At 44.7% G+C, this 13,606-nt stretch carries 15 protein-coding genes; 9 read left to right on the top strand and 6 right to left on the bottom strand.

Annotation, left to right across the window (positions count from 1 at the left end; genetic code table 11):
• The first annotated feature begins 13 nt into the window (after nt 1–13).
• The 5 genes from LRM50_RS03685 (at nt 14) to LRM50_RS03705 (ending at nt 3,943) form a co-directional block, all read left to right on the top strand.
• Nucleotides 14–250, top strand: coding sequence for a hypothetical protein (locus LRM50_RS03685; protein WP_129631287.1), 237 nt, complete (start codon nt 14–16; stop codon nt 248–250).
• Nucleotide 251: 1 nt separating this feature from the next.
• Nucleotides 252–1,295, top strand: a complete 1,044-nt coding sequence (pheS, locus tag LRM50_RS03690) for a phenylalanine--tRNA ligase subunit alpha (protein ID WP_243809918.1) — start codon at nt 252–254, stop codon at nt 1,293–1,295.
• A gap of 4 nt (nt 1,296–1,299) precedes the next feature.
• A complete protein-coding gene (locus tag LRM50_RS03695) occupies nt 1,300–1,932 on the top strand; it encodes a hypothetical protein (RefSeq protein ID WP_243809919.1) in 633 nt (210 codons plus the stop codon).
• Nucleotides 1,933–2,148: 216 nt separating this feature from the next.
• Nucleotides 2,149–3,471 carry an FAD-dependent oxidoreductase gene (locus tag LRM50_RS03700; RefSeq protein WP_243809920.1) on the top strand — a complete coding sequence of 441 codons (1,323 nt, stop codon included), beginning with the start codon at nt 2,149–2,151 and terminating at the stop codon, nt 3,469–3,471.
• 10 nt (nt 3,472–3,481) lie between these two features.
• Nucleotides 3,482–3,943, top strand: a complete 462-nt coding sequence (locus LRM50_RS03705; protein ID WP_243809921.1) for an HIT family protein — start codon at nt 3,482–3,484, stop codon at nt 3,941–3,943.
• A gap of 7 nt (nt 3,944–3,950) precedes the next feature.
• Here the strand turns inward: LRM50_RS03705 and LRM50_RS03710 are convergent, their stop codons facing one another.
• Both LRM50_RS03710 and cyaB read right to left on the bottom strand, forming a co-directional pair.
• Nucleotides 3,951–4,946 carry an alpha/beta fold hydrolase gene (locus tag LRM50_RS03710; protein ID WP_243809922.1) on the bottom strand — a complete coding sequence of 332 codons (996 nt, stop codon included), beginning with the start codon at nt 4,944–4,946 and terminating at the stop codon, nt 3,951–3,953.
• A gap of 55 nt (nt 4,947–5,001) precedes the next feature.
• Complete coding sequence (gene cyaB, locus LRM50_RS03715; RefSeq protein ID WP_243809923.1) at nt 5,002–5,568, bottom strand: class IV adenylate cyclase; 567 nt, start codon at nt 5,566–5,568, stop codon at nt 5,002–5,004.
• A gap of 85 nt (nt 5,569–5,653) precedes the next feature.
• Between cyaB and LRM50_RS03720 the strand changes: the two genes are divergently transcribed.
• The 3 genes from LRM50_RS03720 (at nt 5,654) to LRM50_RS03730 (ending at nt 8,250) form a co-directional block, all read left to right on the top strand.
• Nucleotides 5,654–5,992, top strand: coding sequence for an ASCH domain-containing protein (locus LRM50_RS03720; RefSeq protein ID WP_243803736.1), 339 nt, complete (start codon nt 5,654–5,656; stop codon nt 5,990–5,992).
• Nucleotides 5,993–6,057: 65 nt separating this feature from the next.
• Nucleotides 6,058–7,395: a GNAT family N-acetyltransferase gene (locus LRM50_RS03725; protein WP_243809924.1), complete on the top strand. Its 1,338-nt coding sequence runs from the start codon at nt 6,058–6,060 to the stop codon at nt 7,393–7,395.
• A gap of 345 nt (nt 7,396–7,740) precedes the next feature.
• Entirely contained in the window at nt 7,741–8,250 is a 510-nt protein-coding gene (locus LRM50_RS03730; RefSeq protein WP_243809925.1) for an NUDIX domain-containing protein, read from the top strand.
• 98 nt (nt 8,251–8,348) lie between these two features.
• Here the strand turns inward: LRM50_RS03730 and LRM50_RS03735 are convergent, their stop codons facing one another.
• From LRM50_RS03735 to LRM50_RS03750, 4 genes are all read right to left on the bottom strand, one after another.
• Nucleotides 8,349–8,768, bottom strand: a complete 420-nt coding sequence (locus tag LRM50_RS03735) for an NUDIX domain-containing protein (protein WP_243809926.1) — start codon at nt 8,766–8,768, stop codon at nt 8,349–8,351.
• A gap of 257 nt (nt 8,769–9,025) precedes the next feature.
• The gene (locus LRM50_RS03740; RefSeq protein WP_243809927.1) at nt 9,026–9,925 is read right to left on the bottom strand and encodes a hypothetical protein; all 900 of its coding nucleotides are present in this window, start codon (nt 9,923–9,925) and stop codon (nt 9,026–9,028) included.
• A gap of 95 nt (nt 9,926–10,020) precedes the next feature.
• Entirely contained in the window at nt 10,021–10,413 is a 393-nt protein-coding gene (locus tag LRM50_RS03745; RefSeq protein WP_243809928.1) for a hypothetical protein, read from the bottom strand.
• Between the two features lie 68 nt (nt 10,414–10,481).
• On the bottom strand, nt 10,482–10,748 hold the full coding sequence (locus tag LRM50_RS03750; RefSeq protein ID WP_243809929.1) for a hypothetical protein: 267 nt from the start codon (nt 10,746–10,748) through the stop codon (nt 10,482–10,484).
• A gap of 286 nt (nt 10,749–11,034) precedes the next feature.
• Between LRM50_RS03750 and pheT the strand changes: the two genes are divergently transcribed.
• Nucleotides 11,035–13,551, top strand: coding sequence for a phenylalanine--tRNA ligase subunit beta (gene pheT / locus LRM50_RS03755; protein WP_243809930.1), 2,517 nt, complete (start codon nt 11,035–11,037; stop codon nt 13,549–13,551).
• Nucleotides 13,552–13,606: the final 55 nt, after the last annotated feature.

Raw genomic sequence — 13,606 nt, forward strand, 5'->3', positions numbered from 1 at the left:
CTATACTGTAGTTATGGGATTATTTGTAAATCAGCAAGATCAGCGCAGTGAATTGCAAGAGCGAATTGCGGCGGAATTAAGAGAGAAGGCGAAGGCTTCGAGTTTGCAAGAAAAGGCAACTATGGACGGCGTCGACGACATAAGATATTTGGAAGGTACGAAACAGACGACGACTTTGGCGTGGGCGTGGATTTTAATTGCTATTATGGCTGGTGCGGTGATTGTAATGTTTTTAATGCAAGGACGATAAAATGGTTGACTTAGACGAATTGAGAAGAGAAATAGTTTTGGCGGTTTCGCAATCTAAATCCCCGCGTGAGTTTTTACGTGATCGACGACTTAGGGAATTGTATGATCAAATCAAGTCATTACCGCCAGTTGAGCGTGGTCCGTTTGGTAAGCAGATTAACGAGTTGAAGCAGGCGATTGAACAGGCTATTGATGTGCGACTGGAAGAGCTGGAAAAAGTTGACTTGAAACCGATTGACGTTACGGCGCCGATGGATGTGAATTCGCCCAAGCCTGAACTTTTGCCGAGCGAACAAGGCACGATTCATCCGCTGAGCGCTGAAATTGAGCGCATTTCTGAGATTTTTAATCGCATGGGATTTGTCACGGAAGAGTCTAGAGAAATTGACGATCAATTCCATATGTTCGAGAGCCTGAATTTTCCAAAAGGTCATCCAGCGCGCGACGATTACGATACGTTTATGGCCGAAGAAACTGATTCTAATGGCGATCGTTTGATTGCGCCGGCGCATACGTCGACTATGCAAAATCGTGTATTGACGAAATATCGCGACAATTTGGAAAAAGGCGAGGCTATTGCCGCTATCGTTCCTGATCGCGTTTTTCGTAACGAAGATTTGGACGCGCGCCACGAGCATACGTTTTATCAAGTCGAAGGTGTGTACGTTTCACGCCGAGTTAATGTTGGCAATTTGATTGCTACGTTGCAAGAGTTTTTGCAGGAATATTATGGCAAGAAACTTGACGTTCGCGTTAATCCATTTTACTTTCCGTTCACCGAGCCGAGCTTTGAGTTTGCATTAAGTTGTCCGTTTTGTGAAGGAAAAAATCCTGATTGTAAAGTCTGCTCTGGTGAGGGCTGGATTGAGCTATTGGGCTGCGGAATGATTCATCCGAATGTCCTTCGGGCGGCGCAAATTGACCCGAATGAATATACGGGGTTTGCTTTTGGCTGCGGAATCGACCGCTTGGTTATGATGAAATATGGAATCGAAGACGTCCGTCATTTTGAAAGTGGCAAGTTGGACTTTTTGGAACAATTTTAGCAATATGAAACTTCGACAGATTAAGGATTTTTTATGTAAGAATCGCCTTCAGGCGCTCTGTATTCTTAATGGTGTCGTTTTGGCTGCGGGCTTGGTTGTGGCGATGTTGCTTTCTGATGATACTCGGTGGACGAACTGGAGTTTGAGTAGATTGGGCGAAACCACCTCGAATCGTTTGTCTGCATTTTCGTTCAATTCGGGAGTGTTTTTATCTGGTTTGATTATGGCGACGATTGGGTTTTTTATGAATCGTGGTTATCTTAAACTTGGTCAAATTCGCTCTGCTCGAATATCTGGCTGGATACTTTCACTGTTTGCGATTTGTATGATGGGAGTGGCGCTTTGTCCGAACGATACGATACACGCGGCTCATTTTGTTTTCTCGCGCGGCATCGTGATATTGATGGTGCTTTTAATGTTTCTTTTACCGTCGAGTTTGAGCTATTTAACTCATCGTGAGCGAATCTCATCTTTCAGTTTTCCGATTTTTGCGGCAATTATAGCGGCGCAAGGTTACGCGATGGGCAAGTTTTGGTTTGTGATAGTAGAAGTTTTATTGGGGATTTTTGCGACGATGTGGCTAGTCCTGTTTTGTCGTCGAATGGAGCTTAAATTGTCCGACTTGAAAACTTCATAAAATGCTATAATTACTTCAAAAGGAGTAATTATGAATCACACAATTTTTGACAACATCGTATAGCGGTAAGTTGGACTTTTTGGAACAGTTTTAAGGAGCTATTACACACGATAATAGTAGTAGCTCAAAAACTTGTAATAAAAGAGGCAGTTCTGTGTGCCGATAGAGAATTTGTTGCAGCGAGAGAGATCGCTAAAAAAGATAGGAGGAGGTAAAATGGATACACAACAATTTGACGCACTCATCATTGGTTTTGGCAAAGCTGGCAAAACATTGGCGGTAGCGCTGGCAAATGCGGAAAAAAAGGTAGCGCTAGTGGAGCGGTCGCCAAAGATGTATGGCGGCACCTGTATTAATATTGCTTGTATTCCTACTAAGGTGCTAGTCAATGCAGCCGAACATCATCAAAGTTTTGACGAGGCGATGGCGCATAAGACAACAGTGGTAGCGCGGTTGAATGAGAAGAACTATCATATGCTTGCGGATCGTGAAACAGTGAGCGTCATTGAGGGTGAGGCATCGTTCGTAGATGATCGTACTGTGAAGATTGTGGCGGGTAGCGATGAGCTAGTAGTTAGTGCGCCGCAGATTTTTATTAACACCGGTGCGGAATCAATCATCCCAGATATTCCAGGTGTTGATAAGCCGTTTGTGTATACCAGTACTGAATTGCTGGATAGAATGACGCAGCCAAAACAGCTAGCTATCATTGGTGGCGGTTATATTGGGTTAGAATTTGCCTCAACTTATGCCAAACTTGGTACAAAAGTAACAGTGTTTGAGAGGGGCGATGCTCTGCTTGCACGTGAAGATCCAGCAATTGCTCGGGCTGCTACTGAAGCATTGCAGGCACAGGGTATTGAGATTGTGTTTAGTGTGGATGTGACAGCGATTGAGGGTGAGTCTACTGCGACGATTCGCACAGTAAATCATGATGATTACGCTGGTTATGATGCGGTTTTGATGGCTACGGGCCGTCGCCCGGCAACGATGAGCTTGAATTTACCAGCTGCTGGTGTAGCGACGGATGAGCGCGGGGCAATTGTGGTTGATGAAACACTTCGCACTAGTCGGTCGCATATTTGGGCAATGGGTGATGTAACGGGCGGGCCACAATTTACCTATGCGTCGCTGGACGATTTTCGGATTGTGAGAAGCCAGTTGCTGGGTGACGGTCTGTACACTCGCGCCAAACAAAAAACCTTACCGTACGCGGTCTTTATGCAAACGCCGCTAGGTCGGGTGGGTATGACAGAGGCTGAGGCGCGTGCGACGGGGTGCGAAATTATCGTAAAAGAGCTGCCTGCTATGGCGATTCCACGCCTGCATGTTGATAATGCTACAACAGGATTGCTGCGTGCGGTGATTGATGCAAACACTGAACAAATTTTGGGTGCTAGTTTATTGTGTCGTAACTCACCAGAAGTCATTAATATTATCAAAACTGTAATGGATAATGGCCTGCCATATACTGTGCTGCGTGACCAAATATTCACTCATCCAACGGTGAGTGAGGCATTAAACGATTTATTTGCATAAAGGAGTAATTATGAATCACACAATTTTTGACGACATCGTATCTGGAAAAATGAAATCTTGGAAGATTTGGGAAGATGAGAAATTCCTAGCATTTTTAACACCGTTTCCGAATACGCCAGGTTTTACTGTGGTGATTCCGAAGCAGAATCCGGGCGATTACGTATTTTCTTTGGATGACAATTTATATTCCGAAATGATGCTGGCAGTGAAAAAAGTTGCTGGTATTTTGGAAAAAGCATTTGACACGCCGCGAGTGGCGCTGATTTTTGAAGGCACGGGCGTGGCGCATGTGCATGCCAAATTGATGCCGCTTCATGGTGATTTGGCAAAGGGAATTGGTTCGCCAGTGTCACACGAGCAAGCGTTTTATGAGGAATATCCTGGTTGGCTAACCACGGCTGACGGTCCAAAAATGGACGATGCTCAATTGGATGAAATTCAGGCGCGAATTTTAGCCGTGCAAGGTAAATAGTAATTTTCTATTCTGATTCTAATTTTACGTTTTTTCCTTCGTACATATCCAAATAGAACGGATATAGTTTGTCGGCGTGCTTTTTAACCTCGTCTTGGTTTAAGGCTACAATGTCGTGACCGATACCGAATGAGGCCGGAATTGAATAATATTGGAATTTGGCGCCAGAAGCTGCAGCCATTTGCTTGGGTATGTTGATTGCGAGATTTTTATCAATTGCAGTGTCGTTTTCGCTCGTTACAACCCCGACATATTTTAGCCCTGGAGCTTTTAGATCGGATTTATAGTTCTTGGCGATTATTATATATTTTCCAAGAGTGCGATATGACAAATTGCTACCCGTGAACGAATCTGGAAGAATATTTCGTCCGTAAAGATTTCGTAAAAGCGGAATTTTCCAGGAAGGGGTTTCTGACGCTGAAGGCTGATAAAAAGGTGATAGAAGTAGTGCTCGTGATATGGTTTGGCTGTTGTACTGAGTAATCCAGGTTGCCATATTTGCGCCGCCAGAAAGTCCGACAATTCCCGTTTCATCACCCAAACCGCTAATTATGCTGGTGCTGGAATTCATAAATTGTGCCATTGCTGGAATGGTAATTTCTCCGTGTCGTTTGTTGTCCGTCAGACCGTGGCTGGGAACGCGGGGAATATAGACGTTATAGCCGGCGTTGAAAAAGGTGTCGCCCAAGTCTGCGAATTGCTGTGGACATGCGCTTACGCCATGAATCATCATAACGGCTTTGGCGGTTCTTTTGCCGTGGGTTTTGATGATCGATCGGCATTCTGGTCTAACGTCGGCATTTGAAGTGTCTTCACCAACAGTACGATTTGCAGCAGCGATGGCGTCGTTGTAACTCAATTTTTCAGAGCTTGAAGATTGCAATTGCTTGGATGTTGCTGGCCAAAAGAAAGCTGCGGCGACCAATAAGGCGGTTATAATGACGATTGAGCAGACTGCCCAAATAGTAATTTTTATAATGCGATTTTTTCGTGAAGTGTCCATGAGTATATTATATTGGTTGCGAGTGGAGTTGTGAAGTTTTGTGGCGTCAGCGTTCTTAATAGCCCATACAAATGTCTCGATAAGGTCGCGTCACAATTTCCATTGAATCTAGGCCGAGTTTGGTTTCAATTTCACTAATCATCATCAGCGCACTAGTCTCATCATCTGACAAAACCTCAACTTCCACGAAAGTCCCAGCGTCTTTGATTTCGTCGATGGTTACCGTTGCTTGCGGAAAAGCAGAGGATTGAAACGAGCGACGGTGTTTGTTAACCTCGACCAGTTGCGCCATGCCGAGGTTTGCTAGTAGCTGCTTGGCGGTTGCCGCATCTTCGGGTTGAATTGGCAGGTTCGTCTCGGGCTTAATGATTACATTATTTTCCGTATGCGTCGCAGCGGTCGTTGCTGGTTTATACGTCACCTCAGCAAAACTATCACGCTGGCGAATCCGCAAGCATTCAACTGTCTGCATAAAGTCGACATCAGGACGAGAATAATACGTATCAATTTCGCGAAGATTACTCTTCGGTTCAAAACCGATGTTTCGCAGCCGCTCGATTAGCTCTTCAATATTGCCCGTTAGCTGGCGCTTGCGTTCGATTTCTAGTAATTTTTTGGTCATTTGATAGCCTTTCTTATGGAAGCGTAGATATTTGAATACTTATTTATATGATGGTTTAATTATAGCAAGAAAGGTAAATGATTTTATGACCACACACCAATTAAAATTGGCGACCGAGCCGTTTAACGCTATTATTTCTGGCAATAAGACTATCGAGTCGCGACTATATGACGCCAAACGACAGAAGATCCAGATCGGGGATCGGATTATTTTTACAAATAGAGATAATTCCGAGCAAACTGTTACCGCTGAGGTTGTTGGTTTGCTTAGATGCGCGACATTTCGTGACTTATTTTCTCACAATAATCCGCGAAAGTTCGGCGGTGATAATGTCGAATGGTTGGAAAATCAAATTTCTGAATTTTATTCTCTCAGCGACCAGCTGGAAAATGGCGTGATAGGTATCGAATTTGAAATATTTTAATGATATAATAATGACCATCCTATCAGGCTACACTAAAAATCGTAGTCATCACAGGAAGGTGTACTATGACTGAAGTTTCAGTCAATGATATCATTGTACGTCCGGCAAGGGCGGACGATTTCGATTTCGTCGCGGATCTTATGATTCGGGCGCTAACACCGTTTTATGACGGTGACCACTACGCACACGCACGGCGTATCTTTGATGCGCACATGGCAGGCGGTGTTGACCGCGTCGGCCAGTTCTCGGCCGGACAGTACATGTTCATCGCCGAGAGTGATGGACAACCCGTGGGTGTCATTCATGTTGTCAACAAGAAACAGGGGACTGTCAAGATCAGCCCTCTCATTGTTGACACGGCGTACCGAGGAAAGATGGGCGTCGGAAGTATGCTGCTCAAGCACGCCGAAGATTTCGCCCGAAGCCATGGTGCTCGGCAGATCTACTGCACTGTGGCAGAACCGAACAAAAAGGCGCTGGAATTCTTCATCCGGAAGGGCTTCCGCGTCACTGGCACGGCGAAGGACCACTACAAGATTGGTGTCGATGAGCACATGCTGTACAAGCAGCTCGTTGACGAGGCGGGGTTCGACTCGCCGAACATCTCTGTGGTTCCGTTTAACGAGAGCCAGCACGCTGACGGTGCGCGAGCTCTCATCCTGTCGCAGACGAGTGACGACTTCGAAGGAGTGGACGACAGTTGGGTTGACGCCCTCTTCGCTGGCTACCGTCGTATGGAATCTGGCGACGTCAACAACAAGTTCAAGATTATCTTTGTCGCTGAGTGCAACGGTCAGGTTGTTGGTGTCGCTGGTGCAACCCCGAAGAAGGGTCAGCCTATCAAGCTGATGCCTCTCGTGGCGAAGTCGGAAGCAGCTTTTGAGGCGCTCATTATCGACCTTCAAGGGCTGTTGGAGGATTACGGTCGCAAGCTGTACATCCATCTCGTCCCTGAGCCGTGGCAGGTCGTCTGTCTCCAGCGTCACGGCTGGAGCTTGGAGGGCGTGTTCCCGGGAGGGTATGCGCCTGCCAGCGTCGTTCAGCAGTGGGGAATCAGTCTCAACAAGGAAGGAGTGTCTATGCGTAAGATGCGCATCAAGCGTCCATACTACGACGCAATCATGTCCGGCAAGAAGACTCTCGAGGTGAGGGTCGGCTATAACAGCATCAAGCGGCTGAAGGCTGGCGAGCTGCTACAGCTCGAGACCGGTCACACATCGGGCGTGGTACGGATCAAGTCGATACGTATTTACCGCAGCTTCGCCGACATGCTGGCGGCTGAGCCGTGGCAGCAGATCGTGCCGCAGGAAGAGAGCGAGAGGGAGGCTCTCCGCCTCCTTCGTAAGATCTACCCTGGCCACAAGGAGAACCTTGGTGTTCACGTCATCGAGGTCCAAAAGTAGGACAACGAGAGAGGTGTACATCCTCTAGGCTGGAGAAATCCATCTGAACAAATGCGAGTGACTTGGGCTAGTGTCACTGGTATCTGACTTAAGATACCGAACAGGCTATACTGTCTTTAATGAAAACACTAAAGATGAATTATTTGAAGAAATCGGTCAAGTTTGGGTTTATATTGTTGAGAATAATACACAGGATGTCGCGTAATAAATCAAATAATACAATCGTCCTAGTGTTATCGGCATATCACATGTCTAGACCCGCATCTATTGTGTATGCTAAAATAAAACCACAAATAACATCCGCGCGCCGTTTCGCAGCAAGAGGATGTTTATAATCTGAAAGAGGTGACTTTTATTAAATCCATCATCTGCAAAGACGTCTTCGGTAATCAATACACCGTTCCTGTTGACGAGCTAAATATTCGCGTCGGCGTGTATGCAGTTATCATTGAAGATAATAAAATTCTTTTAACTAGGCAATGGGACGGTTATAGCCTAATTGGCGGCGGCGTCGAGAAGGGCGAAGCAATCGAGGAATCAATTGTCCGCGAAGTTAAGGAGGAAACTGGACTGACTATCACACCAGATAGAATTATTCACCAAGCAACCACTTTCTTCAAGCGCAACGCTGAGTCGCAAGCTAACCAGTCAATCCAACTGTACTTTACCCACAGTCAGCTGCATGGGCAAATCAATAACGACAACATAACCGACAGCGAGAAGACTTATACTAACGGCACGCCAGAATGGGTTGATCTGGATAAGATTGACGATATAAACTTTCGCCACAGCGTGGACCTAAGAATAATTTTACAGGCGTATATTTCGCTAGAGGAGATCGAGAGTGTATCATAAGGCTTGCTATAGGGGCAGTAAGAGTATTGGGAAGATTTATCTTAGCAAAAAAGAGCGTGTGAAGTCTGCACGTAGTATGGGAAAATATGTCGGACAGATCAAGTCTCGGATAAATGCTTTAAATAATCAATAACATCTATATAATAAGGATCTGCGCTTTCTGAAATATTAGTATCTAATAGTTCCGATAACGTCATCCAACGGTATTTTTTATGTTCCCAGCTTAATTTAACAGAAATGTCAGCCTCAGTCTTATCTATGACTATCTCAAAAAGTATATGTCTTGTGTTTTTGTATTGCTTAACAAATAGCTTTTTTAAGCCATTTGGATGTATACATATGCCAGTTTCTTCCTGTACTTCTCGTGCGGTCGCCATCCTGGAGGTTTCTTCAGGTTCTACTTCTCCTCCAGGAAGGTCAAGATGTCCAGGGAAATTAGGGTGCGTGTCTCCCCTATAAAGCAGTAGATATTTACTATTTTTATTCTTAATAAGCGCTTTTGATACTGCTTTAACCACATTTCAATTGTAATGAAGAGACAATATTTGGTCAATGCGACATACTATGAACAATGAAAAGCGCCAAAAAATCAACTTGGAGACGAAGTCACTTTTACGAATCGAGAAAACACCAGTCAGACAATCACTGTAAGAGTGGTTGGTTTATTGCGTTACCAAACCTTTCATGACCTTTTCATTCACAATAATCCTGCAAAATTTGGCAGTGTTAATATTTCCTCTTCAGAATCTTTTCTCTGCTAGAAAATCGGCTAGAGCTAACAATCCAGAACTATCGTCGCCTTCACTTGTTTTAGGATTGCGTTCATGTTTGCGACGTTTATAGTTTTCGCTAGATCATTTCTGGCTAGTGGAGTAGCGGTTTGTTGATAAAAATATATGGGCACTGAAATATAAAATGGGTCAGACGTGAAAGTTTCGGCAAGATTCCTTAGGTCGGCTGCATGTAAGGATATGTCAAAGTTTTGTAAATATGTCTGTATAGTTTCACTTGAGCTCAGTCGAGCAAGGTCTGTATTTTTTACGGTGTAGGTTTGGCTGGTGTAATTGCCATCATAGTACGCTATAAACTTTCCTGGGCTGGACGGGTAGGATGAGATTTTATCGAAACAAATGTCGCGCACTAGATCTAAAAGTATTGGATATGTGCAGAAAAATGCGGCAGTCAATTCATCGCTGGCGTCGGCGATTTCTATATCAATCTTAACGTCTGTAAAATCCTTCGGACTATGGCTGATTTTAAGAGGAGAAATTTTAGATTTTGGGTGTGAATTGCTGGGAGTGGTTTTTTGACTATCGATAAAATATTTTTGACAAAGAGCGAGCTGTTTTTGTAATAATGTCATGTCTGTTATATCAATGTTGGATTGCATCTCGGCTTCTATGTGTGAGATGGACTGTTGAATAAGAGGCTTTTCAAAAGGCGTAATATCGTTGATGATTTCTTCAAATAATGTATTAGACTCGCTTGTGAATAGTGCGGACGTAAAAAATACGCTTGATTCGCTAGTCGTGCCGTCCAACTCTCCAACAAAAGCTCGGTTACTGCCAACTTTTTCCGTTTCCTTTAAGAATCGCCTAATAATCAGATGCTCAAACAAGTGGCACATGTCGTGGTCTGCTGGTAAATCGTAGGCAGAGTATAGCTTATGAATCATAGGTTTATTATAACAAGGTAGTAACCCCACTCAGGTAGCTTTATGCTACCAGGACGGGGTAATCTAGAACTTAGAAACACTCAGTCGGCATAAACCTACCAACTCCGCTTTTGTTTGACTGCTGCCAGATAATAGTGGCAACGGCCATTTGGGTCTGAGATGAAAAATAATTCTTCTGCTTCATCATTTGGACAGATTCTGAGGTGTTGGTCATTGGCATACGGCTTGATAAGATATGTGAATTCAAACTCAAAACCACCAGACATTTTCTTTACCTGTTGACTCTCGTCTGTTGGGTCGGGATAGTCAATTGCTACAAGTATGAGCGACATGAGCGACTGGCCAGCTGTTGTTTGAAATAGATAATAGACCGCATCTGGATATAGCGTGATGAAAGAAGCAAATTCACGAACGTACGTCGCTTCATTCAGTACAGGAAAGGCCTGAGTGATAAAATCTGGTATTGTGATGCCGATGCTATTTTTCATGTCTTTATAATTATACTATTTTGAGTGTGAAAAATAGACAGTTTTATGACGTGTCCAGGTCATATAGCTCAGAAGAGCCCGGTCAGGTGGTCTCGCAGGCGCAGGTCGTTGCCATTCATGATCGTGAACTTATTATCCACGATCACATGACCTCCCTCGCTGTCAGGCAGTCGCCAGAACACAATGTTCTCGCCGAGTGGGCCACCGGTAGCCTTAACATGGCCATGACCATCACCAGGGATGTTGCCATACCTGCCGCCGTAGTAGACGTTGATCATCCCTCCAGACCGCTGGATTCTCGCTTCTTTTCCGTCGAACCAGCCGAACTGTTCCATGATAACTCCTTCTGGAGTCGGGCAGAGAAAGACTATTCTCTGCGAAGTGGGACGTCTCAAACCCAATGGTTTTGAGCGAAACGCCGACCTCTGCGAGTGCAAAGGCTGATATATATATCAATAACAGAACGCGATGTCAACCGACCTCTGCGAGTGCAAAGGCTGATATATATATCAATAACAGAACGCGATGTCAACTAATTATGTAATATATTTTGACAATTGTTGATTTGCGCCGCGGATTTCCGTCGAATCATTGATAGTAAGGTGATATAATTATACTAGTATGAAAGTTAGCTTAAATCTTATAAAACAATTGATTAATTTTGAGTTGCCGCCAGTTGATGAGCTGGTGTCGCGGGTAAATCAGCAACTTGGTGGTGTCGAGGAAGTGATTGACCTGAAAGCCAAATATGGTGGCGCACGCATTGTGCGGGTTGTTGAGTGTGAAAAGCATCCGAATGCGAATCGTTTGAGCGTGACTAAAATTGACGATGGCGGCGTGGTCGCGGATGTGCCGCGTGATGACAATGGTTACGTGCAAGTGGTTTGCGGTGCGCCGAATGTTCATGCTGATATGTGGGCAATTTGGTTGCCGCCAAAAAGTACCGTCCCAGCAAGTTTTGATGACGCTGAGCCGTTCATGCTGGATGCGCGACCGCTGCGTGGAATTCTAAGTCAGGGTATGCTGGCGGCGGCTGATGAGCTGGCGATTGGTACGGATCACGAGGGAATTATTGAGATCAATGAGCGTGATATTCCGGCGGGTGTTACACTCCAGGCTGGCGCAAGTTTTGCGGAAGTGTTTGGGCTGGACGATTACGTGCTGGAAATTGAAAATAAGATGTTTACACACAGACCGGATTGTTTTGGGCAACTTGGTGTGGCGCGCGAAATTGCTGGCATTTTTCATCAGCAGTTTACCAGCCCTGATTGGTATAATGCTATTCAAGAATTCGCAGATAGCGATGGCTTAGAGCTTGAAGTGTTTAATGAAGCCAATGAGCTTGCGCCCGCATTCTCTGTGATTGCTATAAAAAATGTAGATATTCATCCAAGCCCGTTGTGGTTGCAATGTCAATTAGTCGCAATGGGCGGCAAGCCTATCAATAATATCGTTGACGCGACAAACTACGTGATGTTTATGACGGCGCAGCCGACTCACGCTTATGATTACGACAAGTTGCGTGGGCATAAACTTGGCGTGCGAATGGCGCGCGGCGGCGAAAAAGTCGGTTTGCTTAATGGCAAGGAATATGAATTGACGGCTGACGATATTGTTATCGCTGACGGCAAAGGCGTGATTGGGCTAGCTGGAATTATGGGCGGTGTTGACACTGAAGTTTCGGTTGAAACGAAGAATATTGTCCTTGAATGTGCCAATTTTGATATGTACGCGCTACGTCGCACGGCTATGCGCCACGGAATTTTCACCGACGCCCTGACTAGGTTTAATAAGGGGCAGTCGCCAGCACAAATTGACCCTGTCTTAAAATGGTTAATTGGTATGGTTGGTGGTGAGCAAGCTAGTCCTATGCTATTTAAGAATCATTCTTCATTGCGACAAGTGTTGGTCGATGGTAAGCACTGGCACGGTGGATTGTTGATTCCTAAAAGGTTTGTCGAAGAGCGTCTGGGTGTTGACTTTGCTGAGGATGAGATTGAAGCACTACTAAAGAATGTTGAATTTATCGTTGACGATGGTAATAAATATGGCGAAGCTGGCGTGATGGTTTACAGTCCATTTTGGCGAACAGATATTGAGCTTCCTGAGGATATTGTTGAGGAAGTTGGGCGATTATACGGTTTTGATAGATTGCCTCGTCATTTGCCAGAGCGCAGTATTAAATCTGCGCCGAAGAATGAACGTCGTGAATTGAAGCAGAAGATTCGCCAAAGTTTGTCTAGGTCTGGAGCGAATGAAGTTTTGACATATAGCTTTGTTCATGAGCGAGTTTTGAAAAATTCTGAGCAAGATCCGAGCCGTGCGTATCGCTTGAGTAATGCGCTTAGTCCCGACTTGCAATATTACCGAATTAGTATTTTGCCGAGTTTGCTGGATAAAGTTCACGCCAATATAAAATCTGGACATGACGAATTTATGCTGTTTGAAATTGGCAAAATTCACGATAAGAAATTAGGATTTAACGATGATAATTTGCCGATTGAAAAGACTTTCATTGACGGAGTTTATGCGAATAAAAAACTTCAAGTTGGCGCGCCGTTTTACAAGGTGAGGAAAATTGCTGAAAGGCTGATGAAGGATTTGAGTGTTGAGTTTGATTTTGTGAAGATTGCGGAATCTGACGCCGATGTTCCGGCACCGTTTGATGCGAAACGCAGCGCTTGGATTGTGGCGAAAAATGGCGACAATTTGGGAATTGTTGGCGAGCTGGTTCAGTCTGCCCGACGCAACTTCAAATTGCCAGATTATACCGCGGCGTTTTCTATTGATATTGAAAAATTACAGGAAAATCTGAGTAAAAATCAGGGCTGTAATTACCAGCCGTTGAGTCGTTTTCCATCGACTGCCAGGGATATTTCATTGAAGATGGACTCGAATGTTGATTATGCGAAGGTTTATGCTTGCGCTGAAGAAGTTGCGAAAAAACACGGTGAGCTGCAAATTAGCATAACGCCGATTGCGATATATCAGCCAAAAAATGACGATTCGACAAAAACTGTAACTTTGAATGTAAAGTTTACGAGTGCCGAGCGGACGCTGGAAGATAAAGACATTACGCCGATTATTGAGGAGATTGCCGCCATGGCTGCGGAAGAATTTGACGCCGCTCAGGTTTAACGTGATTTGTTGCGCTTGATAAAAATTGCTATAATTGAAAAGTAAATAAAGGAGG

The organism is Candidatus Nanosynbacter sp. TM7-053, assembly GCF_022828375.1.
Taxonomy (GTDB): Bacteria; Patescibacteriota; Saccharimonadia; order Saccharimonadales; family Saccharimonadaceae; genus Nanosynbacter.

Excerpts from the sequence above, each read along its gene's own strand:
- LRM50_RS03705 (WP_243809921.1), top strand. The coding sequence starts at position 3,482 with ATGAATCACACAATTTTTGACGACATCGTATCTGGAAAAATGAAATCT.
- LRM50_RS03725 (WP_243809924.1), top strand. The coding sequence starts at position 6,058 with ATGACTGAAGTTTCAGTCAATGATATCATTGTACGTCCGGCAAGGGCG.
- pheS (WP_243809918.1), top strand. The coding sequence starts at position 252 with ATGGTTGACTTAGACGAATTGAGAAGAGAAATAGTTTTGGCGGTTTCG.
- LRM50_RS03720 (WP_243803736.1), top strand. The coding sequence starts at position 5,654 with ATGACCACACACCAATTAAAATTGGCGACCGAGCCGTTTAACGCTATT.
- LRM50_RS03685 (WP_129631287.1), top strand. The coding sequence starts at position 14 with ATGGGATTATTTGTAAATCAGCAAGATCAGCGCAGTGAATTGCAAGAG.
- LRM50_RS03745 (WP_243809928.1), bottom strand. The coding sequence starts at position 10,413 with ATGAAAAATAGCATCGGCATCACAATACCAGATTTTATCACTCAGGCC.
- cyaB (WP_243809923.1), bottom strand. The coding sequence starts at position 5,568 with ATGACCAAAAAATTACTAGAAATCGAACGCAAGCGCCAGCTAACGGGC.
- LRM50_RS03740 (WP_243809927.1), bottom strand. The coding sequence starts at position 9,925 with ATGATTCATAAGCTATACTCTGCCTACGATTTACCAGCAGACCACGAC.
- LRM50_RS03710 (WP_243809922.1), bottom strand. The coding sequence starts at position 4,946 with ATGGACACTTCACGAAAAAATCGCATTATAAAAATTACTATTTGGGCA.
- LRM50_RS03695 (WP_243809919.1), top strand. The coding sequence starts at position 1,300 with ATGAAACTTCGACAGATTAAGGATTTTTTATGTAAGAATCGCCTTCAG.
- pheT (WP_243809930.1), top strand. The coding sequence starts at position 11,035 with ATGAAAGTTAGCTTAAATCTTATAAAACAATTGATTAATTTTGAGTTG.
- LRM50_RS03700 (WP_243809920.1), top strand. The coding sequence starts at position 2,149 with ATGGATACACAACAATTTGACGCACTCATCATTGGTTTTGGCAAAGCT.
- LRM50_RS03750 (WP_243809929.1), bottom strand. The coding sequence starts at position 10,748 with ATGGAACAGTTCGGCTGGTTCGACGGAAAAGAAGCGAGAATCCAGCGG.